The organism is Agarivorans sp. QJM3NY_30 (assembly GCF_050870855.2).
Lineage (GTDB): Bacteria > Pseudomonadota > Gammaproteobacteria > Enterobacterales > Celerinatantimonadaceae > Agarivorans.
On the sequence record NZ_CP194038.2, the window covers coordinates 2,465,149 to 2,487,196 of the forward strand.

At 42.5% G+C, this 22,048-nt stretch carries 19 protein-coding genes and 1 pseudogene; 10 read left to right on the forward strand and 10 right to left on the reverse strand.

Annotated features, from left to right (window positions below; translation table 11 throughout):
- Nucleotides 1-23: 23 nt before the first annotated feature.
- On the reverse strand, nucleotides 24-356 hold the full coding sequence (locus ACRRSX_RS11310) for a PBPRA1643 family SWIM/SEC-C metal-binding motif protein (protein ID WP_432453115.1): 333 nt from the start codon (nucleotides 354-356) through the stop codon (nucleotides 24-26).
- A 597-nt stretch (nucleotides 357-953) separates the two neighbouring features.
- On the opposite strand from ACRRSX_RS11310, the gene ACRRSX_RS11315 reads away from it, so the two are divergent.
- Both ACRRSX_RS11315 and ACRRSX_RS11320 read left to right on the forward strand, forming a co-directional pair.
- On the forward strand, nucleotides 954-1,250 hold the full coding sequence (locus ACRRSX_RS11315) for a DUF134 domain-containing protein (RefSeq protein ID WP_432453113.1): 297 nt from the start codon (nucleotides 954-956) through the stop codon (nucleotides 1,248-1,250).
- Between the two features lie 193 nt (nucleotides 1,251-1,443).
- Nucleotides 1,444-3,042, forward strand: a complete 1,599-nt coding sequence (locus ACRRSX_RS11320; protein WP_432453112.1) for an EAL domain-containing protein — start codon at nucleotides 1,444-1,446, stop codon at nucleotides 3,040-3,042.
- A 275-nt stretch (nucleotides 3,043-3,317) separates the two neighbouring features.
- Here the strand turns inward: ACRRSX_RS11320 and ACRRSX_RS11325 are convergent, their stop codons facing one another.
- From ACRRSX_RS11325 to ACRRSX_RS11335, 3 genes are all read right to left on the reverse strand, one after another.
- Nucleotides 3,318-3,845 carry a PEP-CTERM sorting domain-containing protein gene (locus tag ACRRSX_RS11325; protein WP_432453110.1) on the reverse strand — a complete coding sequence of 176 codons (528 nt, stop codon included), beginning with the start codon at nucleotides 3,843-3,845 and terminating at the stop codon, nucleotides 3,318-3,320.
- Between the two features lie 11 nt (nucleotides 3,846-3,856).
- A complete protein-coding gene (locus ACRRSX_RS11330) occupies nucleotides 3,857-6,505 on the reverse strand; it encodes an ExeM/NucH family extracellular endonuclease (protein WP_432453108.1) in 2,649 nt (882 codons plus the stop codon).
- Between the two features lie 701 nt (nucleotides 6,506-7,206).
- Nucleotides 7,207-7,605, reverse strand: a complete 399-nt coding sequence (locus tag ACRRSX_RS11335) for a hypothetical protein (protein ID WP_432453107.1) — start codon at nucleotides 7,603-7,605, stop codon at nucleotides 7,207-7,209.
- A 98-nt stretch (nucleotides 7,606-7,703) separates the two neighbouring features.
- Here ACRRSX_RS11335 and ACRRSX_RS11340 point away from each other — a divergent pair, with 98 nt between their 5' ends.
- On the forward strand, nucleotides 7,704-8,459 hold the full coding sequence (locus ACRRSX_RS11340) for a helix-turn-helix domain-containing protein (RefSeq protein ID WP_432453106.1): 756 nt from the start codon (nucleotides 7,704-7,706) through the stop codon (nucleotides 8,457-8,459).
- Between the two features lie 130 nt (nucleotides 8,460-8,589).
- On the opposite strand, the gene ACRRSX_RS11345 is transcribed toward ACRRSX_RS11340, so the two are convergent.
- Both ACRRSX_RS11345 and ACRRSX_RS11350 read right to left on the reverse strand, forming a co-directional pair.
- Nucleotides 8,590-9,117 carry a PEP-CTERM sorting domain-containing protein gene (locus tag ACRRSX_RS11345; RefSeq protein ID WP_432453105.1) on the reverse strand — a complete coding sequence of 176 codons (528 nt, stop codon included), beginning with the start codon at nucleotides 9,115-9,117 and terminating at the stop codon, nucleotides 8,590-8,592.
- An 11-nt stretch (nucleotides 9,118-9,128) separates the two neighbouring features.
- Nucleotides 9,129-11,945, reverse strand: coding sequence for a LamG-like jellyroll fold domain-containing protein (locus ACRRSX_RS11350; RefSeq protein ID WP_432453104.1), 2,817 nt, complete (start codon nucleotides 11,943-11,945; stop codon nucleotides 9,129-9,131).
- 415 nt (nucleotides 11,946-12,360) lie between these two features.
- Between ACRRSX_RS11350 and ACRRSX_RS11355 the strand changes: the two genes are divergently transcribed.
- A complete protein-coding gene (locus tag ACRRSX_RS11355) occupies nucleotides 12,361-12,519 on the forward strand; it encodes a hypothetical protein (RefSeq protein ID WP_432453102.1) in 159 nt (52 codons plus the stop codon).
- Nucleotides 12,520-12,783: 264 nt separating this feature from the next.
- Here ACRRSX_RS11355 and ACRRSX_RS11360 read toward each other — a convergent pair whose 3' ends face one another.
- A complete protein-coding gene (locus ACRRSX_RS11360; RefSeq protein WP_432456201.1) occupies nucleotides 12,784-12,918 on the reverse strand; it encodes a hypothetical protein in 135 nt (44 codons plus the stop codon).
- Nucleotides 12,860-13,006: pseudogene (locus ACRRSX_RS11365) on the reverse strand (transposase); the annotation flags it as partial. The gene ACRRSX_RS11360 and the pseudogene ACRRSX_RS11365, both read right to left, overlap by 59 nt.
- A gap of 198 nt (nucleotides 13,007-13,204) precedes the next feature.
- Here ACRRSX_RS11365 and ACRRSX_RS11370 point away from each other — a divergent pair.
- Nucleotides 13,205-15,049 carry a hypothetical protein gene (locus ACRRSX_RS11370; RefSeq protein WP_432453101.1) on the forward strand — a complete coding sequence of 615 codons (1,845 nt, stop codon included), beginning with the start codon at nucleotides 13,205-13,207 and terminating at the stop codon, nucleotides 15,047-15,049.
- 216 nt (nucleotides 15,050-15,265) lie between these two features.
- On the opposite strand, the gene ACRRSX_RS11375 is transcribed toward ACRRSX_RS11370, so the two are convergent.
- Nucleotides 15,266-16,561 (reverse strand): tyrosine-type recombinase/integrase, encoded by a 1,296-nt coding sequence (locus tag ACRRSX_RS11375; protein WP_432453100.1) that lies wholly within the window; start codon nucleotides 16,559-16,561, stop codon nucleotides 15,266-15,268.
- A gap of 206 nt (nucleotides 16,562-16,767) precedes the next feature.
- Here ACRRSX_RS11375 and ACRRSX_RS11380 point away from each other — a divergent pair, with 206 nt between their 5' ends.
- Nucleotides 16,768-17,124 (forward strand): YibL family ribosome-associated protein, encoded by a 357-nt coding sequence (locus ACRRSX_RS11380; RefSeq protein ID WP_432453099.1) that lies wholly within the window; start codon nucleotides 16,768-16,770, stop codon nucleotides 17,122-17,124.
- Nucleotides 17,125-17,213: 89 nt separating this feature from the next.
- Here ACRRSX_RS11380 and ACRRSX_RS11385 read toward each other — a convergent pair whose 3' ends face one another.
- Complete coding sequence (locus ACRRSX_RS11385) at nucleotides 17,214-18,287, reverse strand: HD-GYP domain-containing protein (protein ID WP_432453098.1); 1,074 nt, start codon at nucleotides 18,285-18,287, stop codon at nucleotides 17,214-17,216.
- Between the two features lie 488 nt (nucleotides 18,288-18,775).
- Here ACRRSX_RS11385 and ccoN point away from each other — a divergent pair, with 488 nt between their 5' ends.
- The 4 genes from ccoN to ccoP are packed head-to-tail and all read left to right on the forward strand — an operon-like array spanning nucleotide 18,776 to nucleotide 21,971.
- Nucleotides 18,776-20,200 carry a cytochrome-c oxidase, cbb3-type subunit I gene (ccoN, locus tag ACRRSX_RS11390; protein ID WP_432453097.1) on the forward strand — a complete coding sequence of 475 codons (1,425 nt, stop codon included), beginning with the start codon at nucleotides 18,776-18,778 and terminating at the stop codon, nucleotides 20,198-20,200.
- 10 nt (nucleotides 20,201-20,210) lie between these two features.
- Complete coding sequence (ccoO, locus tag ACRRSX_RS11395) at nucleotides 20,211-20,813, forward strand: cytochrome-c oxidase, cbb3-type subunit II (protein ID WP_432453096.1); 603 nt, start codon at nucleotides 20,211-20,213, stop codon at nucleotides 20,811-20,813.
- A gap of 10 nt (nucleotides 20,814-20,823) precedes the next feature.
- Complete coding sequence (locus ACRRSX_RS11400; RefSeq protein ID WP_432453095.1) at nucleotides 20,824-21,006, forward strand: cbb3-type cytochrome oxidase subunit 3; 183 nt, start codon at nucleotides 20,824-20,826, stop codon at nucleotides 21,004-21,006.
- The gene (gene ccoP / locus ACRRSX_RS11405; RefSeq protein ID WP_432453094.1) at nucleotides 21,003-21,971 is read left to right on the forward strand and encodes a cytochrome-c oxidase, cbb3-type subunit III; all 969 of its coding nucleotides are present in this window, start codon (nucleotides 21,003-21,005) and stop codon (nucleotides 21,969-21,971) included. The genes ACRRSX_RS11400 and ccoP overlap by 4 nt, the downstream gene beginning before the upstream one ends.
- Nucleotides 21,972-22,048: the final 77 nt, after the last annotated feature.

Below are 22,048 nucleotides of genomic sequence, written 5' to 3' on the forward strand. Positions count from 1 at the left end.
GCATTATTAACTATATGAATCGCTTAACCACAACATTTTTTATATTTTTTACCGCTGCCACAATCGCAAGGGTCATTGCGTTTTGGGGTTTTATCAAAAATAGCTGTTTGCGGTGTATCTAATAAAACTTTTAGCGCTTGGATATCTTCCTCGGTCTCAGGTGCTAAGACGATATTGGCAATCAGTTGTAGCTCTGATAACTGGGTTTCAAGCTCAAGCTTTCGCGCCTCAGTTTGTACTCTCAGCTGAAGAGGATTTTCAGCCGAACCTGGCTTGATGTTTCGTTTTGTACTAAAACCAAAACTCTCATATTTAGGTCTTTTCTCGATTTTTCCCTTATAAAAAAACTTTGACATCACTCGAGTCCTCTCGCTAAAAAATAATACGGAGCATGCTTATACAGCAATTACGAGGCTAAAGAAACCTTCTCGTTAGGTAAAGTTTAATAGCTTGTGGACCCGACTTAACTCATAAGGCAATGCAAATTTATCATTGGCATTTTTTACTCTAGCCAAGAGTGAAGTCTAAGACGGCAAGCATAAGCTTTCTATAGAGAGGTCATTTGCATCGGGACGTTCAATGGATAAAAAAAAACCACTACATAATAGAGTGGTGTCCATAAGGGAGGATTTGTTTTCAGCCATCACTGAAAATGTATCGTCATCAAGCAAACAGTGACGATGAAAGTAGTTTAAAAACGCGAGAGCTAATCAAATATTTGATAAGTTCTATTTGATTAAAGCAGAGCATCTCAGTTTTATTAACTGTAAACATTAACAGTTGTGAAACCGAACGACTTGTACGCGATATTTATGTCTTTCTATTTAGTACAAAAATTGACATGTCTTTCACTTATAGGGCAGTCTATCAAGCAAACTTTCCCTTGATTATGGTTGGGATAGATTGGTGAATAGTGTATATATGTAGCCAATGCCATTTATGTAGATTTAACAATGCCTAGACCCAAAATACCTCGCAATATATGCGGTACGGCAGCAGATAGCTGTTTTAAGCCAAATCGGATCCCAATGAGTGAACTGGAGAAGGTTCAGTTGGATAAAGACGAATTTGAAGCTTTACGTTTGGTTGACCAAATGAAAATGCAACAGCAAAAAGCGGCAATAGAAATGGGGGTTTCACGGCAAACTCTTGCCAATATTCTTAAGTCAGCTCGCTTTAAGGTAGTCGATTGCTTAAGTAATGGTAAAGCGTTAATGATGCATAGTGAAAATGATGAGAATATTGAGTGAAGCTAAAGCGGAGCATGTTTAAAACAAAAACGCTGAGATAACAAATTGTTGCTTCACTTAAAGGCTCCAATCCTATCGGGCATGGTTATCTACATGTCGTTTTATCGAAGAGCACCAGGGTGAAACCGATTGCAATCGTTATAGGGCTAAGTAAAATCTTGTTCGCTCGTTTAGAACAACTATAGGTATCGGCATGTCAGAAGTTATAATTAACAGTTTTTATTGTCATTTACGGGCAAAAACTAAGTATATAAATTGGATTATTCCTTTCTGCGTTTGTGTATGTGTTGTGTTTGCGGTTCATTACGTGTTAGTTCACCGTGAGTTAAAATTATTAGAAAGTTATGGTGATTCTGCTTTTGCAACAGCAATGGATATTGGAAACGAGGTCGATCACAGTATCCGCATCGCAAATAGTGTTAAAGATGACTTTTGCTCTAGTAGCGATATCCGTTTTTTGACAGAAGTGATGTTTGCGTATGAGTATATAGTCGATGTTGGTCGAGTTGATAATGGCCATGTGGCTTGTACCGTTAAGCTTGGTTCCTTAACCCCCCCAGTAGAGCTTGGCACCTACACTATTAAACACAAAGAAAAGCTGATTCAACAGGATAATGGTCTGTCTGCAAAAGAAGCGAGTAATATAAGAGTATTTTCCAAGGGAAGTGTGATTGTCAGCGTTAACGACATGTTTTTTCATAATGTTGACTTATCGTCTCTATCTTTACATGGCATGGGGGGGATCTTATACAACAAACAAACTAAGCAAGTGGTTCAAAAGTTTGGAGAAGTTTCCGAGATAGATGTTTCTAGTCTATTAGGAAAGCAAAACTTTAATTGGTTACCGTTACCGAATAACTTCTTGGAGCATCGAGAATGTAACGATGACTATAATATTTGCTTAGTGGTGTTTCAAATCAAGCCCGGCATTTATCAATTGGATCTATTTTTGATAGTCTTTCTTGGTCTGATTGGATTCTCAATTGGTAAGTTATTTTTATGGAAATATAAAGATTACTACTACGGGCAGCAAGCATTTACCAGAGCCCTGAGTCATGCGATAAACAATAATCAAATCTATCCGGTTTATCAGCCAAAGGTTCATTTAAGCAACGGTAAAATGGCTGGGGTTGAGGCGTTAGCGCGATGGCACGATCCGCAATTAGGGCAGATTTCGCCAGAAATCTTTATTGCTGCAGCAGAACAATCACTACTGATTAGTAAACTAACGCGTAAGTTTATCGTGAAGGTTTTCGATGATCTAAATACCCCTGAGTTTGTGAATGCTGGTTATACCGTGAGTATTAACATTGCAATTTCAACCTTGTTAGAAGAAGATTTTTTCGATTTTATTGAAAGTCAGCGGATTAAAACGCAACTGCCAACAGAAAATATTATTTTAGAAATCACGGAACGTTCTTCCGCTGACTTCAAGCAGATGTCTGCCTATGCCAAGCGATTTTCGAGAGCGGGTTATAAAATATCTTTAGATGACTTCGGTACGGGAATGTCCAACCTTACTTGGATAAATACCTTTGAACCGAATGAAATCAAAATAGACAAAGAGTTTACTCAGGCGATTGACTGCGACACTCTAAATAAATTAACTCTGGAAGGTATATTTGGCTTGTTAGAGAAGTTCAACGTGCACGTTGTTTTTGAAGGGATCGAAACACAAGTGCAATTGAACTATATATTGCAACGTTCACCTCAAGCGATCGGCCAAGGCTGGCTGTTTGCTAAGCCGCTAGAGCCATCGGCTCTATTTGATTATATTGAGCGAGATGGTTAATACCTCGATTGTTTGAAGTCTGCATGTTGCTTTTTATTCGAGGGTAATTGAGAGCCGTAGCTAACAGCTTCTTAGTATTTTTTCTACACCGAGTTGTATCGCAAACAGCATCGGCTTAAGCTCGAGTGGTAGGCTTACAATAAGCGGTGTCGAGATTCTAATAAGGAAGAACCAGCTTGCTTGATGCAGAAAGTAGCGGTTTTTCAGTTTTATCGAAAGCAATATATTTAGAATAAAAAGCCCAAGCTGGTGCCTGGGCTTTTAACTTGGTGAACTTAAGCTGGAAGTGAAGCGTGAGCTTTTCGTCTAAATCCCATAACGCCAAGCCCCATCAACAACATCGCCAGTGACGCTGGTTCTGATACTTGAGGCGTGTTGGCGATTTGGTCACCAAATGAATCTGCGATATAGACGTTTATTAACTCAAATGATTCGGCTGAAAAAGCCGACTGAGCGGTAAAGCTCGCACTGGCTAGTTCAAACACGCCAACCGGAACGTCTAGGCTATCAAACCATAGGCTGTAAACACTTAGTGTATTACTGGCTGATAAGAACGCATCGGTTACCATTGCCCACTGGGTGTTTAAGACATTAAATCCGCTGTCTTGGTAGCTGGCCAAGGTTTCATCAAAGCGCAGACCAAAATCTAGTTCGGCGATATCTGCTGCCGAATTATCAACCATCATACGTACATCCACTAAGTCACCAGTGGCATATTGACTGGCATTTGTTTCCAGTGAGATAAACGCTGCATTGGCTTGTAATGTGAACAATGTTGCAAGCAGTGTGATTATATATTTCATCGGTAATTCCCTTAGTGAGTTGCACAACGAGCGCGAGTACAAAGATCCATTAAACCACGTAGGTCACGGCGATTAATCTGGCCATCGTGATTGAAGTCGTAAGCTAAGTCGCTTATCAAAGCCGAGCGGATCGCTTGATAAAACAAAGATACATCCAATGAATCAATATCAAGATCTCCATCAAAGTCCCCAATCAATTCCTGAGGTTTAAAACTCAAAGCAACAATCACGGGGTCATGGTCTGACGCTCGGTAGGCGTCAGCGTACTTTGGCAAATCGCCGCTGTACTCGGATGAATATTCAAATAAGCTCGACTCAACGGCGTTAATGTTCCATTCGGCAGCATCTACCAGATGTGATATCAAACTAGGAGACGCCAATATGTAATCTAAGGTGCCGACTTCATCATTGTAAGAGTAGCCATAGGCGTTTGGATGGAATGCTTTTACCACATTGGTGTATCCATAGGATTTGGTGATAACAGCCCCCTCATCACCGTGTAATGGGGTCTCTCCCACATAAGTGCTACGAGCAGTCTTCACTTCGTAGTCGGTTGGTAAATGAGCGATATCGGTTAATACGCTAATTGGATCTTCAGCCGCGTATGAGTTTAAATCGCCAATAATGAGCTTGTGTCCTGACACCGCCATTAAGCTTTCACCCAGTTGATAAGCAGCCGATACTCTTAGATTCTCACATGAGCCTTGACGGTTTGGATCTTGTCCTTGTTGTATTGCCACGTCTTCCCAGCAGGTTGAGCCCTTTGACTTGAAATGATTGACTGCAACCGTCAGCGTTTGGTCGCTGCCATTAATGCTAAAAGTCGGAGTGATCGCATCGCGCTGGTAGTTATTACCATCTTCATCGCCTACAGCAGGCGCATGTTGTTCTGGCATTTGCAGTACCTGCATTTGCTTCAGAGTCACCTTCGCGGGTTTATAAATCACTTGATTGGTGATTGCATCGGTGCCGACTTGTTCAAGCTCTCCGTCCCAAGCAATCTGGTATTGATCCGCTAGCGGTAATTCAGCATTTAGCTGGCTAACCAGATCAACAATGGCTGAGTTAGCCCCAAAGCCATTGTTCTCTATCTCCATTAAACCGACAATATCTGCGTTCATCGCTTTAAGTGCCGCCACTATCTTATCGGCCTGCATTTCAAACTCTACCAGTGTCGTTGCGCCCCGGTTTTGCCCTTTAGGGTTAGCTGCTCCACCAAATGGTGAATTAAAGTAATTCAGCACATTGAAGGTTGCCACCTGTAGGTCCCCTTTGGTGAGTTCAGGCGTATTAGTACGGTCATTCTCTTCATGAATAAAGCTATCTGTGTGAGCTTGGTTGGTCACATATAAGCGATATTCTGCATATGAATATCCCAGCACACCGTGAAGGCCGTCCACTAAGTCGCCAATTCGAATGTAATCCTCGGTCGAGCCGTTTTGATCAATGTCAGTAACACCAAACTCAGGATACCAAGGCACAACGCCATTGCTTGCTTTTTCAAAACTTTCGATAACGATTCGTTGGTCTTTATTATTAGCCAATTGCTGCTCTGCAGGGCTATCAATCACATCATCGTAAGTAACTGGCGTATTCAACTGATTAGGATGGAAGTTGACTCGTTGATGAGCGACTACCATATTGTTGCGGTAAGCACTGTAATCAAAGCCGTAAGTTCGAGTGACTCGCAGATCAGATGTTTTCTCTAATGATACGAGCATGCCTTCGTAGCGTTCTAAGGTCTCACGGAAACTCTCATCTGAACTCAGGGTTTGTAGCGGCGTTGCTTCAATTGATTCCCCAGAAGAAACTCGTTCTACTTGAGATCCTAATAAAGTCGTCCAACCATAGTTTTCATTCACCTTACCAATCACCACCACTTTATCGCCAACATTCAAGCCGGCTAAATCTGCGTAGTCAACAAACAGACCGTCTGAGGTTAGTGGGTTGTTGTCACCTTGTTGGTCTTGGATAAAAAAGCCTTGGTTAATGTCGTTACCAAGCGCTTTGTTTTGGATCGCAGTGATCACACCTTCAGTTTGATAATTTTCAGTTGATAGATAACCGGAATCAATTAATGGCGAAAACCAAGAGTCGCCTTGGATATCCATAATAGTCACTTCGCTTGCTTCTACAGCTGGGCTATTTCCATCAGCCAGCTGCCCTAAATCAGAACTATCGTTTTTGCGGCGAACTTCCCATTGCGCCAGATTAAACGCTGTACTAGGTGTGTAGTCGATACGCACTAGTGTTTGATCTTTCCCAAAATTAATGTCACCCATAACACCAATGATGTCGACGATGGTATCGTTTAAAAATAGCGCGATAGGATCATCGCCATTAAAGTTAATAACATTAGCGTCTGACTGATCTGTCACTAGCTGAATATCGCTGTTTGCACTGGGGTGAGACAGTACAAATACAGAATGAGGCGCGATAGTCACATTATCGAGAGCCATTGATTGCCCCCAAGTATCTCGACCATTGGTTGCTTTTTTTAGACTATAACCGTTGAGGGTTATTGCATTCTCTGAATCATTGGCAATTTCAATCGCCTTGTTATACGAGCTACCTTCAATGTACTCCGACAAGAAGATTGTCGATTGCGCCTGCGGTGCCAGCAATGTGGCCACCGTAGCCGCAAGAATATTCATTTTCATAGTCAATCCATTTTCTATTGGTTAAAAACATGCACAAAAATTCAAGGAAACCGCGTCAGCTAAAAGCAAGTGCATTTTCCTTGGATAAATAGTGGTGAGGCCTAGCATTAAGGATGTTTTGTTGCATTGATTAGGGATTCGGCTTCTGCCGTGACCAACGAAACTGAGAAATATCGCGCAGAAGGGCACAGCAATTAGATTTGCGTGATAATTCATTTCAAACTCCATTTTGAACGAATAACTAGGGCTTCTAAATTATGGAACGCATAAGATCTGCAACAAATTCAGGGCTTAGCGACGAGGATTAAAATAGAATGATTTTTTGACAGTTGTGTGTCAATCGGGTGAAGTTATTGTCAATACTAAGTTTGTATCGTGGATGCATCTAGATGCTGGCAGGCCAATATCTGATTGAAAGCGCAGTATCTCATCGTTTGTTAAATACGCTTAAAAATCTGTGGGAGTGAGAAAGTGTCTTTAATTTAAAAGCTCGCCACATAGCGAGCTTTTAAGGCTTATAGGTGATTAGGTCTCAGTTTTGTCGTTATTGAGGGGGGGATGTTTCCGCTTTATTACATCGGGCACCACGGCTAAGCCATGTTGAGTCGCTGATGCGCCTCTGAAGGCTTATCGGCTACTGACTGAACGATGTCTTTCCAAATCTGCTGAAAATGACCGCGAAGACACTCGCTTTGCGTGGTTCATTGAATATAGGCGAATGAATGATCAGATGAAGATCCCGATATAACTTGGCAAGATTCCCAACAACCCGTAATTTTGCCATCCTGAAGTTGGAAATGTGCCAGCACCTCCAGTAATGACTCTGAATTGTCTTGTTTGACAAGATGGACATAATGATGAGTTAGTACATCAGATCCTTGTTCTGCAATGGCCTTAAACTCTATAGTCAGGCTTTTCGTTTCATTTTTCAGTTTTTTTAAATGTAAATAAAATTCTTCATAATTGAGTTGATGTCCATCCGCATATTGGCGGTAGGTCTTTGAAAAAAAACGCTCGACCACCGACAGTTCTATAAGTTCTGAACTAAACAACGTTTTAAAAACATGGCGAACTAAATCTCGATTATTTGAATATTTCATGCTGGATCTCATTAGAGGGGAATTGAGTGCCTATGCTACCTGCGTATTTAGCGGTATTCTTTCTACATTAGGACAACTTATATAGAATATAGGCCAACATGAATCGCATGAAGATCTCCAATATTCAGCATATACACGATCACGAAACTGATTGGCATCGCCACGCCAGAGGCCAGTTATTCTGGGTGACTAAAGGTATACTTAGCGTGGATACTGTTGAATCCAGTTGGACTTTAGCACCCGGTTGTTTAGGTTGGATCCCCGCTGAGTGTTCACATCGGGCAAAGGTTATCGTTGGTTGTCAGGGAAAAATACTAAGATTGGATCCAGACGTCATTACGGCTGATAACACGATGGAAAAACTAGTAAAAACACCGTTGCTTATACATGCAATATTGCTTCGCTTAACCGCCACAGAGCATTTAGTCATGGAGGGGGCGATGCACCGTTTACTGGGTGTTCTGTTTGATGAAATATCATCAGCGGAGCGAACTAACTTTGAGCTTCCAATGCCTCGTGATAAACGATTAACAAAGTTAGCCGCTTATTTATTGTCTACTCCCGATGCTCCTTTCTCAAAAGCAATGCTCGAAAAAAGATTTGCCTTAAGTGGGCGTTCAATTTCTCGCTTGTTTATGCAACAAACTGGGATCACTTTTAAGCAATGGAGAGCATTAGCAAAATTACAGCATGCGCTTCGTTTACTTGAGAGTCCGTTATCGATTAGCGATATCGCCTTATCTTGTGGCTACAGTAGTACCAGTAGTTTCATATATGCATTCAAACAACATCTTGGTGAGACACCGAATTATTATAGGAAGGGCCAATTGAGTGGCAGGCTTAACCAATCATAAGGCAGTGCAGTGATGTAATTGAGAAGGCATTTAGTAAATTTAATGATTCTGGATAGCTGTTGTATTGATGGACACTCGATATACAAAATAAAAAGCCCAAGCTGGTGCTTGGGCTTTTAACTTGGTGAACTTAAGCTGGAAGTGAAGCGTGAGCTTTTCGCCTAAATCCCATCACGCCAAGCCCCATCAGCAACATCGCCAGTGACGCTGGTTCTGATACTTGAGGCGTGTTGGCGATTTGGTCACCAAATGAATCTGCGATATAGACGTTGATTAACTCAAATGATTGGGCTGAAAAAGCCGACTGAGCGGTAAAGCTCGCACTGGCTAGTTCAAACACGCCAACCGGAACGTCTAGGCTATCAAACCATAGGCTGTAAACACTTAGTGTATTACTGGCTGATAAGAACGCATCGGTTACCATTGCCCACTGAGTGTTTAAGATATTAAATCCGCTGTCTTGGTAGCTGGCCAAGGTCTCATCAAAGCGCAGACCAAAATCTAGTTCGGCGATATCTGCTGCCGAATTATCAACCATCATACGTACATCCACTAAGTCACCAGCGGCATATTGACTGGCATTTGTTTCCAGTGAGATAAACGCTGCATTGGCTTGTAATGTGAACAATGTTGCAAGCAGTGTGATTATATATTTCATCGGTAATTCCCTTAGTGAGTTGCACAACGAGCGCGAGTACAAAGATCCATTAAACCACGTAGGTCACGGCGATTAATCTGGCCATCATGATTGAAGTCGTAAGCTAAGTCGCTTATCGAAGCCGAGCGGATCGCTTGATAAAACAAAGATACATCTAATGAATCAATATCAAAATCTCCATCAAAATCGCCAATCATTTGCTTACCCCATTTATTGAGGATCGCCCGATACTCTTTTGCGGTGACTGGTAACACGGTTCCGTGGCGTGGTCGCGACGGTAAAGTGTAATCCTTGGCTAAGCTCCAGTTACCACTGGATAGGTCGGTTGTTTCAAAGGGAATGTAACCACGGCCACCAAATTCATCGATAAACAAGTACCACTTCTGCTCGGTATTGGATTTAAATACTAAGGGACCTTCACCTTGGCTCATATCCCCTTTACCAATACACTCACTTTGGAAATCCCAATTATCGTTATTAAGAGTCGTTGATGTTTCCGAAAGAATGAACTTACCACAGGCCGACTCCGACGCTGAGCGCTCGTCTTTAGTAAACCGGTAATAAACATCATCATGTTTGATCAAGGTTGAATCGATAGTGGAGTAGCCTTCATCGACCCATACCTGAGCGTCACTAAAGTTCACAAAGTCACGGGTGAGGGCATACATCATTTTATTGTAGGTACCATTGGAATGGCTGGCGTCGTTATATATTTTAGAGGCCCAAAAAACCACGTACGCATTTCGCTCGGGATCCCAAAAGGCTTCTGGTGCCCAGGTATTACCAGCAGTGTCTGGTGAGACTTGCACCAGGCGTGCATCACTCCAGTTCACCAAATCGTTAGATTCCCAAACGAGTAGCGAACGAGACCCCCAAGTTTGAGAGCGTCCCCAATCCCAATTACCGTAGATTTTCAGATCGGTTGCAATCATGAAGAACTTATCGCCTTCGGGGGAGCGAATAATAAATGGATCGCGAGCTCCTTTTTCTCCTAATGTGGTGGATAGTACTGGCTGTTCGCTATTTAAAGTTTGCCAATCGAGCGGGTTGTTACCATTAGACAGGGCGAAATAAACCTGCTCTCCATCGGCTGTTCCTTCACCAGTAAAGTAGCTGAACATATACGCTTCGAAATCGTCTAATGTGGTGAGTGGCGGTACGGTCGCAATAAAGGTTTTGGTAGCCGACTCTTCGCCTTTAGTTATCGTAGCTGTTAATGTCACGGTTTGAACTAAACCGCAGAGCTTGTTACGCGGTTCGGCAACACAGACCGGAGCCCGTGTGACGAGACCATCGGGGGTAATCACATCGGTATTATCTGATGACCAAGAAATGTTGGTTTCATATTTACCCTGGGTTGCGAGAAATATATGTCCACGCACATCATCAACATTAACGATTGCTAACGCTTCGCTATCAGCCGCGACAGACTCGGCATCATCGAGCTGAATTTCAGCAAGCGCTTGTTCTGCGGTAGTGGCTATCACGCTGGCGCTTAGAGCCCCATTCCAAATTTGGAAGTCGTCAAAGCGACCATGTAAGAAGTTATCGCCGCTGTAAAGTGACCGACCGAGGAAATTGGCAAGGGTGGTCCCATCACCGATGTCGGCAGGTGTGATTGTGATATTGGTGTTGCGCGCAACTTCTACGCCGTCTAAGTACACAATCCCAATACTGCCTTTTAAGCTATAAGCTAAATGATGCCATTCGCCCCGACTCAAATTACTACCAGAAGTCCCGGTATTTTGCTCACAAGACCAATGACAAGTTGACAGGGTGGTTCGGTAATAGTTACCCGTAGTGAACAGATATCCGTTACCATTACTCCCCGAAGTATTTCCTAAACCATAAATGAAATAGGGAGATGGCTGGTCGTTTTCGATAAAGACCTTAGTCATCACCGTGATTTCATCGAGGCCCGCCATTAAGTTATCGGGCAGATCGATATAAGCATCTTTACCGTCTAGTTCTGCAACGTCGCCGTCTAAAGTAACCCCTCCTTCAACGGTTCCATGGTGGTTGTTACCGGAAGCATCGGTGATCACACTTGAGGTTGGTGCGTCATCGAAGGGATACCACAGCACCAGTTGCGGTACCGTTGCGGCTATTTCTTCCGGACTTAAGGCACCGTTCCAGATTTGGAAATCCGCAAAATCACCATAGAAGTAATTATCGGCACTATACAGCGAGCGTCCCAAGAAGTTATCTAAGGTGATACCGTCGCCAATGGTGCCTGGCATGAGAGTGATAGCATCGTTTCGAGCGACTTCAACCCCATTCAAATATAAAATGCCGAGGTTATTGTCTTGGGTATAAGCAATGTGTTGCCAAGAACCCCTTGGTAAATTAGCACTCGCAGTTGCGGTACTTTGTTCGCAACTCCAGTGACAGCTAGACAGCGTGGTACGGTAATGATTGCCGGTGGTGAACAAATAACCATCACCATATGCGCCAGAAATATTGCCTAATCCATAAATAAAATACGGAGAAGGCTGACTGTTCTCGATAAAAATTTCAGCGGTAATCGAAATCGCGTTTAAGCTTGTGAGTAAATTGTCTGGCAGGTCGATATAACCGTCTATGCCATCAAAATGCGCGGCTCCGCCAGTGAGCGTGACGCCGCCAATAATGTCAGCATCATAGCCATGACCAGAGGCATCAGACAGAGTAGTTGAACCGGCAGGATCGTCAAACGGATACCACAATATTTGCTCAGCTGCATTGGCTGCATATGAAGCACTTAGCAGGGATACCGCGATACCGACTGACCGCATAATATTGCAGGGTCGCCATCGGCTAACATGTGGTAAGTTCAGTTGTATTTTCATCTCGTATATTCCTTATACTTATTATTTTATTTGTAGAGTTATCAATTACCAACATCAGGGTTTGAGATTGGTAATCTGAAAGACTAGACCAATTCAGAAGGTTTGACCTATTTTTATTTCGACTGGTGTATTAAATTAGAATAGACCTCCAAAAATTTAGCCTATTAAGGTAAATCAGTTGCTGATCACCGCTGTGATTTTTTAGTTAACGAAGGTCTCGAATAACGTTTGCTGGAAGTGAAAGCAAATGATAATGACAGTCTGAACTGCGCATATTGGTCGCCAGTGCTGCTGTTCATTTAGCAATTGCCCTTGAGTTACCCTCACAGCCTTAGTCTCAAGACTAAAAAGGGTATTAACCTCAACTTAGCTTGAGGTTTTATCTTTATCCCAAATAACGACGAAGGGATAAAGAATGCAAAATAATTACGTAAAGGAACTTGCCAAGAGAAGTTTTCAAGAAGGTCCGGTAAAAGCGCCTTATAAGAAGCGTAAAGGTTTTAATCAAGGACCGAATATCTTTATCGGCGTATTCGCCTCGGTGATGTTAAGTGCAGTTGTTTACTTCATTTAATATAGAATCAAGTTGCTACGCCAGCCTCAGTCGGTTAATTGTAGCCGCGACTAATCGCGCTAAACCTTGGTTTCTTCGGGTATGCTTTAAGTAAGGTACCAGTAGGCATTCTATTCATGTAGTACAGGTAAAGGTTGTAGAGTAGGGAAGGCGAGAGTCTGCACCAAGAGCATGAGAAGAGCATGGACATCCATGATAAAAACTACAGGGACAGTAACAGTGTTAGTGAAGTGAACACCACTGCCATTATTTAGTTCTCAGGCGTTAATCATGCTGATTGGCGGCTCGCGCAATGTGTTCGTTTAAATGGCGCATAAACCAGCTTAAGTCATACAGGCGAGTCCGATACACTTCGGCGGCGGTGCTCATAGCTTTTACCGGTTTGTTGGTCTTCGCCACACAGAAACGCCCGTCGAACACAACGGGAAACACAATGATAGTAGGGTGTATCCGATAAGCTCACTTGCGAGCGTCTTGACCTAGGCATGATGATAACTCCCCAAATAAATGACTATTGATAGTTTAGACTATAAAACGTTTCGTTAGTTTGGGTGTCTTGTTTGCCGACCCCCGGACTGTGATGCAAATTCAATAACAGGTGTTAACCCTTTATTTCCATTCAATAACCACATAGAAAGTGGTAGATTGTTGTTTGCGTAATCATGAAAGAATAAGGACATTCTGTATGAAGCTTGCGAACATCCTCTCTGCTGTCAACCAAGTCGAAAAATCTAAGTTTATCAATTTCATTGATCGCATCTGTAATGATGCTATAGAGCACGATAAAGAGCTTGCTCGTCGAGTCCGAAACCTAGATGGCCAGATAAAGAACGCCTCTAGTAGTGAAATCACGCAACTGTTCAAATTGGTACTCCCATATTACGAAAAGAGTGTCAAAGCGCAGCTGGCAATGCTTGGAGTTCAGGCATCTTTGTTAGTAAACATACTAAGTCGAGATGGCAATTGTATCGCTAGAATTTCCTGGATCGAGTCGCTGTACACAAAAGAGTGGAAGCTTATTAACCAACGTTCTAAAGAGTTGGCGGAAACCATGCAGAGAACAAGTGAGCAAGATGCCTTTGATGAATCGAAAAGATTGGATATTTATTTCTCATGTCTCAGCGAAGCTTACACAAACGATGAGAAAAACAATCGTGAAGCGAAAATTACTGATGACGAACGAGGGGTCCTAAATTTACTCGCACACAAGCTTGACATTACATCCGACGATAAATCTGCTCTAGAGCATTTAGTAAATGCTATTCCCCAGACTGGCGTACAAGATGCGTTAAACACATTGCGCGAAATTGGCTTACTGTTTATCAGCCGAAAGCGCCACATGGTCTATGTGCCAGATGAAATTGTGTCCATGCTTAACAACATGCTAGGTAAAGATCTTGCGGATAAGCATGTCCTGAGAATCTTGCGGACATTCAGCGATGCAGAACTGTCAAACATCCTTAAAAATCATGGAAAACGAATCCGTGGGGTAGAGCGCTTACAAAAAATAAGCACCGTAATGCATATGTGTTTACCGTGTGCTCAGCTTTTACAGAGCGACTTGTTTAGCACTGATGCCGCGCTTAATGAACGTAAGGAGCGCCTCAAACAACTCATCGTAGATCTCGATTTGACGGTCGATAAACTCGGCTCGACTATCGAAGAACGTACCAACCTCATCGTATCTGCTTTAAATAGTTCAACAGAAGCTGAGTTTAATTCGCTTAGCGCAACAGGATTTCGAGAGTTGTTTAATGGGTTACAAGCTCACTTTTCACCTTTATCTAAACGCCTGCGACAAGAGTTTGAGCTGGAAAATAACGACGAAATTGATGTCGACATGCTTAGAGCTTTAAGCATCACGCCACATGACATTTTGTACATGCTGACCAATGATGAAGTAAAAGATGTAAAAGACAGTATGGGCATAAGCAAGCGAGGTAACCCTCGTCTCGTCATTCTGGAAAGCTTTGCAGATGCGACAGATAAGTTGATAGACAACTATGACGTGCTAGCACGTAGAGATTTACAAGAGCTCAAAAAGCAAGGAATTGAGCTACCTGAAGCCGAAATTGGCGTTAAATTTGAGGAAGTTACCAAGGCCATCTTTGAGCAACTAGGTCTGGAAGTAGACGAAGATTTACGGCGTTCGATTAATACAGCCAAAGATAAAGCCGATATCCTTATTGCATTAAGTGACGATGACGTAATTGTAGGCGAAGCAAAAACATGCAAAAACGGTGATTTTGCCAAATACTCAACTACTTCTCGCCAGGTGAAAGCTTACGTAAACCGCTGTGAAAATACTGGTAAACGTGTAGCTCAAGTACTTATCATCGCTCCTTCATTTTCGGATGACTTTGTTGAGTCAGCCGAAATGGATACTGAAGTAAATATTTCCTTGCTCGAAGCTTCCGGTCTCAAGCAGATCTTAGATGCATACAAAGCGCGAAGAGCCCCCAAATTCTCTGCAAAATTGTTTACTAAAGGTGGATTACTGAAGTCTTCACTGATAGCTAAGAATATATAGATGCCAAAGGGTTTAAGTACAGTTACTTAAAGTGGAAAAACTTGCTCTAGGGAGTATTAGCATGCTGAGCTTAAAAACCCATAAGGATAAATAATGACAAGCGTCAGATTGATTAATGGTGGTTTTTATATTTACGATTTAACATAATATACATTATGCGCCTTAATGGCGTAGGTTTGTAATCTGACACGATTTATGAGTCTAGTGTGGTTATTCTCAGTTTTCAGCTAAATGATCCAAAGGCTTATGTTCTGCAGATTGGTGACGCTCTACTCGGGAGACATGAAGATATTGAGAAGTTGTTTCGATACTATCGTGGCCTGCGTCGGCTTGCACATGCGCCAATGGTCGGCCTACTAAATTAATATCGTGAGAAATCCCCGTATGACGAATACTGTGTGGTGTAAGTTGGCGCATTTCTAAAGCATCTTGAGTAAAGCCATCTTTTTCGGCTATCTCTGCGGCGTGCTCGATCACGATATATATTTGTTCGCGCAACTGTCTTATCCCAAGGTTCGCATTGAGTAGTCCACTTTGGCGACCTCTACCTGGCGCTCGGTGGCGAACAAATAAAGGTGTATCTTCGCTCGGCGCTGGTAATGGCGTTAAACCAAGAAATAAGCGATATCGTTTAAGCGCTGCAAGTAGTTGCTTAGAAACTGCGACGGTTCTTTTTTTGCCACCTTTGCTGCGAGGAATGAAAAAACCCCAGACTCCAGTTTTTTTATCTCGGCGAAATTGTCCCATGACAGGTGAAAATCCTGGTCGCGCTGCAGCTTCCGATATTCGCAAATAACAGCCGTAAATAAGGCTAACTAAAAACAATAAACGTTCATTCTCTGATGGATTCATCTTGGCGAGTTGTTTTGCGCTACTCATGACATAAGACCACTGCAAGTCGCTGAAGGACTTAATATCTTCTTGATCTTCATGGCTAACAAGGTGTTGGCTACTGGAACGAAAACGGCCATTTTTCATCAGCATCATTGCTGGGTTTATTTCGCTGTATTCTTCGTTAATCAGATAACTATAAAATGACGATAATATCGCCAGCTTTGTTTTTAGTGCTTTGTCACTAATAGTATAGCTTTGTTCGACACCGTCCTTTTTTTTACCTAGAAACGGTCGCCATGCTGGGTTTGGACGACGTAATTTTAGTTCTTTGTCGAGTACAAATTGCGCAACATTACGATAAGCCACCAAATACTTTGGCGGATTACAACAGTAATCGATGTATTTAGATAAGCTACGGCGCTTGATTTCTCCTACCGAGATTTGTTCAACGCTGTAAGCCCAATGCAAAAAAGTCGTGAGTTCACTACGGTAGGTTTTGTAATTGTTTTCGCTAAAACGCTGCTCCAACAACCACTCAACAGCAAATTCATAAACATAAGCCGCGTCATTTACCGCATTCATGGTGATGTTGGCTAAATAGAGGTTCACTTCAGCATTGCCATCTTCTAGATGATGAACTGAATCAAATAAAGGTAAGGCGGGTGGTAGTTCTAGCATAAGCGGTCTCGAAGAAATTAATGATTTTACTTAAAAATCAATGAAATGGCAATTGCCGATAAATAGCATTATCGGCAATGCAGGGTCTAAACATTGGTAGATTTAAAAACAAATGTTTTTACAATGGTAACGACTAGAACTGTTATAATGCACCACTAATAACTCTATGTGTCTTACGTTCTATTTTATTTGTATTGAGATCAGTAATGAATTTAAAGAAAGAAATCCAAGAAATTAGCAATAAATTGGATTCAGCTAAGCGAAAACTTAATGCCGCTCATGAGCGCGGAGATAAGGTGATGATTCAGCAATTTAATCACACCATTGAAGTTTTAAATAAACGCTTGAAAAGTGTGAAAGGCCAGCACACTCAGCAGTTGAGTAAAAAAGGGGGGGAAATAAAAGGCCTACCCTACAGTCGCGTACTCACCAAGACTGAACAAGCAGATATGGGCAAGCTTAAGAAGTCGGTGAAGGGTTTAGTGGTTGTTCACCCTATGACAACGCTTGGCCGTGAAATGGGAGTAAAAGAAGTCACGGGGTTTGCGCCTAAAGAGTTTTAAGCCTTATTCTTCGGGACCGAGTGATCCTGCTTTGTCCCCTACTCTTTTGGTTATTGCCTCACATAGTTTAACTTGCCTCCCTTCGACCCTTACGCAAGCACGTCAGCTTGTTGTTTGCTTTCAGGCTGATGCACTGGTGATTCCTTAAATTTTTCTTTCACTTCTAGAATTTCATCGGTTGCTGCAATAAATAAGGGGACAAGTTTAGGGTCGAAGTGCTTACCGGATTCTCGTTCAAGTAAATCAAAGGCTTTGGCTACAGGCCAGGCTTCCTTATACGGGCGAGCAGATGTTAAAGCGTCAAATACGTCAGCAATTGCGACGATCCTGCCGACAATTGGGATGGAGTCTGTTGTGAGCCCATGAGGATAGCCACTACCATCCCATTTTTCATGGTGACTTAGAACAATGGTTCTGGCAAGTTCGATTAGTTCTGGGTTATCGTTGTTGCCAAGAATCTCGGCGCCAATATAGACATGGCTTTTCATAATAGCCCACTCTTCTGAGTCTAATTTCCCCGGTTTTTGTAATATTTTATCTGGTATCCCAATTTTACCTATATCATGCATCGGCGCTGCGTTCATGAGCATATCTGCGTCCGCTTCGCTCATCCCAGCGGCTAGGGCTAGGATCTTAGCGTAATAACTCATCCGTATTACATGCATACCGGTTTCATTATCTTTATATTCTGCGGCTCGCCCTAAACGTTGAATTATTTGTAAACGGGTATCATGAATAACCCTCGTCTGCAATTTTACCTTTCTGTCTAACTCTCGGTTTTGGTTAAACAGTGCTAATTGGGTTTTTACTCTTAGTTTAACCACTGGTGGGCTAACTGGTTTGGTGATGTAGTCTACAGCACCTAATTCAAGGCCTCTTAGCTCATCGGCAGGAGTAATTTTGGCCGTCACAAAAATAACGGGAATGTGGCGCGTGGTAAGATCTTGTTTGAGGCGATGGCAGACTTCATAGCCATCAATCCCCGGCATCATAATGTCTAATAAGATTAAATCTGGTTTGTTCGCTTTTGCCGCAATTTTGAGGGCCATGTCGCCATTCCTAGCGACTTGTAGTTTATATTCGTCACGTAAAATACCGGCTAATACATCAATGTTCTCAGGGGTATCGTCCACAATCAGAATCGTCGCTCGGTTTTCAATCATATGTCCCTTCCTGAAAATTCGGATCTACTTAAGTGTTGAATTAAACTATAGTCATCAAATCAACAATACAGTAACAAGATGAGGTACTTTCATGTTAAATCTATCAGCGTATATAATTTTTGCATTTCATGAATTCGGGTAAAATTCATTCACAAAGGCAGAGGCGATAAGCTTAAGAGCTGACTATGCTCGTTGGCAGTTAATGTCATTAAGATGTGAGTTTAAAGCCAAAAATAATTATTGATCTAGATCAATGGAGTACATGGATTGGAAAGAAATTGTTAATAATTTGGCTTAGGTATGCAAATAACTAGTTTTTCAATCTGTTATTTGCTGTATCGATCAAGTATGATCTTGCGGTTAGTTTAGCGTTGGTGTTTGAGGACTCTGCGCAATCATTCGTTAAACTAGCATGTCGTTCCATTTTGTTAATGCACCCGCATTTAACTCGCTTTAACAAATAATAATAGCAACGGAAGCATCTATTTATGAACCAAGCAGCTAGCACAGAATTGGACTACAACTATACGGTTGTACGCCAATTCACTGTAATGACCATTGTTTGGGGTATAGTTGGAATGAGTGTTGGGGTATTAATTGCAGCGCAATTAGTTTGGCCCGCACTAAATTTCGATACCCCATGGCTAACCTATAGCCGACTCCGCCCACTTCATACCAATGCGGTAATTTTTGCATTTGGTACCAGTGCATTAATGGCCTGTTCTTTTTATGTGGTACAGCGTACCTGTCAAACCCGGTTATTTGGCGGTTCCCTCGCCGCCTTCGTATTTTGGGGGTGGCAAGCTATTATTTTGTCAGCCGCAATCACCTTGCCGATGGGCTTAACGTCCTCTAAAGAGTATGCCGAACTTGAGTGGCCTATCGATATCGCAATCGCTGTGGTATGGGTGGTATATGGCATCGTGTTTTTTGGCACGATCGTGAAGAGAAAAACGTCTCACATTTATGTGGCAAACTGGTTTTTTGGTGCCTTTATTATCACGGTTGCGGTGCTGCACATCGTTAATAATGCTGCCATACCGTTAACGATGACCAAGTCCTATTCGGTTTATGCGGGTGCAGTTGATGCCATGGTGCAGTGGTGGTATGGCCACAATGCCGTAGGCTTCTTACTTACCGCTGGTTTCTTAGGTATGATGTACTATTTCGTACCGAAACAAGCTGGGCGTCCGGTTTATAGTTATCGTTTATCGATTGTGCATTTTTGGGCGTTAATCTCTATTTATATTTGGGCTGGCCCTCACCATCTTCATTACACTGCGCTACCTGATTGGGCGCAATCGCTTGGTATGGTTATGTCTTTGATTCTATTTGCCCCCTCTTGGGGCGGTATGATTAACGGTATTATGACCTTGTCGGGTGCTTGGCATAAGTTGCGTTATGACCCTATTTTACGGTTTCTTATTGTTTCATTGTCTTTCTATGGTATGTCCACCTTTGAAGGTCCGATGATGGCGATTAAAACGGTGAACGCCTTATCTCACTACACTGACTGGACGATTGGTCATGTTCACTCCGGCGCTTTAGGTTGGGTGGCCATGGTATCGATAGGCAGTATTTACCACCTTATTCCTGTGTTGTTTGGCCAAAGTCGCATGCATAGCGTTAAATTAATCAACGTGCATTTCTGGTTAGCAACCATTGGCGTGGTTTTGTACATCGTTGCGATGTGGATTTCTGGTGTTATGCAAGGTCTAATGTGGCGCGCAGTCAACGAAGACGGTACCTTAACTTATTCTTTCGTTGAATCGCTGCAAGCGTCTTACCCATTCTATATTGTCCGCTTTATTGGTGGCCTATTCTTCCTTTCTGGCATGTTGGTTATGGCATATAACGCCTACAAGACTATTTTCGCCGAGAAAGGCTCATTAGAAGCCATCGAGCAGGCATAGGAGGCATAACATGAAGCACGAGTTAATCGAAAAAAATATAGGCCTACTTGCTATTTTCATCGTTATTGCCATCAGCTTTGGTGGTTTGGTGCAGATTACGCCGTTAATCTTTCAACCTGAAACGACCGAGCCAGTTGAAGGTTTAGTGCCCTACACTGCTTTGCAAATGGAAGGTCGCGATATCTATATTCGCGAAGGCTGTAATAACTGTCATAGTCAGATGATTCGTCCATTTAGGTCAGAGACCGAACGTTATGGCCATTACTCAGTGGCTGGCGAAAGTGTTTGGGAACATCCCTTTTTGTGGGGTTCTAAACGGACAGGTCCTGATTTAGCACGAGTTGGTCAACGTTATTCAGACCAGTGGCATCATGTACACTTAATGAATCCGCGGGATGTGGTTCCAGAATCGAATATGCCGGGATTCCCTTGGTTGGCTGAAAATATGGTTGATAGCTCATTGACCAGTAAAAAATTAAGCCTATTTAGAAACCAATTTGGTGTTCCCTATACCGATGCCGATATCGACGGCGCAGCAGCAGCGGTTCAAGGTAAAACAGAAATCGAAGCACTTATTGCTTATCTACAAGTGTTAGGTACTGCACTGAAATAAGGAGTTAGTTATGGACTTTGGCACATTCAGTGGCCTTTACACTGCGTTCTTGATGGCTATTTTCTTTGGCATTATTGCTTGGGCTTATAGTAAAAAACGGAATAAAGATTTTTCTGAGGCCGCTAACTTAGTGTTTGCCGATGAACCGGCAACTAAGCTCGAAAAGGATTTTGAAGGAGCACAGAAAAAATGACAACATTTTGGAGCGTGTGGATTACGGTAATAACCCTAGGTAGTATCGCTGGATGCTATTGGTTATTAAGGACTTTCACAAAAAATGATACTGGGGTTAAAGAAGGCGAATCAATGGGCCACAGCTTTGACGGAATTGAGGAATTAAACAACCCTCTTCCGAAATGGTGGACCTATCTATTTCTTGCAACCATTATTTATTCATTGGGTTACTTAGCGCTTTACCCTGGTTTAGGAAATTGGGAAGGCCTATTTGGTTGGAAAAGTGCCGAAAAAGACATCAAAACTATCGCTGAAGGTCAACAACGTGAAGCGGCTTATGATGGAACGGTTGCCAACCAATACCACAATGAAATGGGTAAAGCAGACCAACGTTTTGGCGAAGTTTTTCGCAAAGTTGCATATAACGATTCTGGTGAGTATCGCAGCGTGGAAGAGTTATCAACCGATCCTGATGCGATTAAGATTGGACAACGTTTATTCTTACAAAACTGTTCTCAATGTCATGGTGCTTCGGCTCGTGGCGGGAAGGGTTTCCCTAATTTGACCGATAATGACTGGCTATATGGTGGTAGTGGTGAAACCATTAAAACAACCATCATGAATGGTCGCCAAGGGCAAATGCCAACCTGGGAAGCCGTTTTGGGTGACGATGGTATCAGAGATGTCACTGCATACGTATTAAGCTTATCGGGACGTAAGGTGAATGACGTTGATGCGGCGAATGGTAAAAGTCGGTTCGTTATTTGTGCCGCTTGTCACGGTGCTGATGGAACTGGTGGTCAGGCGGTCGGTGCACCGAATTTAACGGATAGCATTTGGTTATATGGCGGTTCTAAACGGGCGGTTGAACAAACCCTACGTTATGGCCGTAACGGTGTGATGCCTGCGTGGAAGGATATTCTAGGCGAAGATAAGATCCAGCTTATTTCTGCTTATGTTTATCAGCTTTCTAAAACTGAATAAACTAAAAACTTATTAAAGGCGACGCTTTCGCGTCGCTTTTTTTGTTATATTTAAACCCTCTTATTTCTGGAATCCTA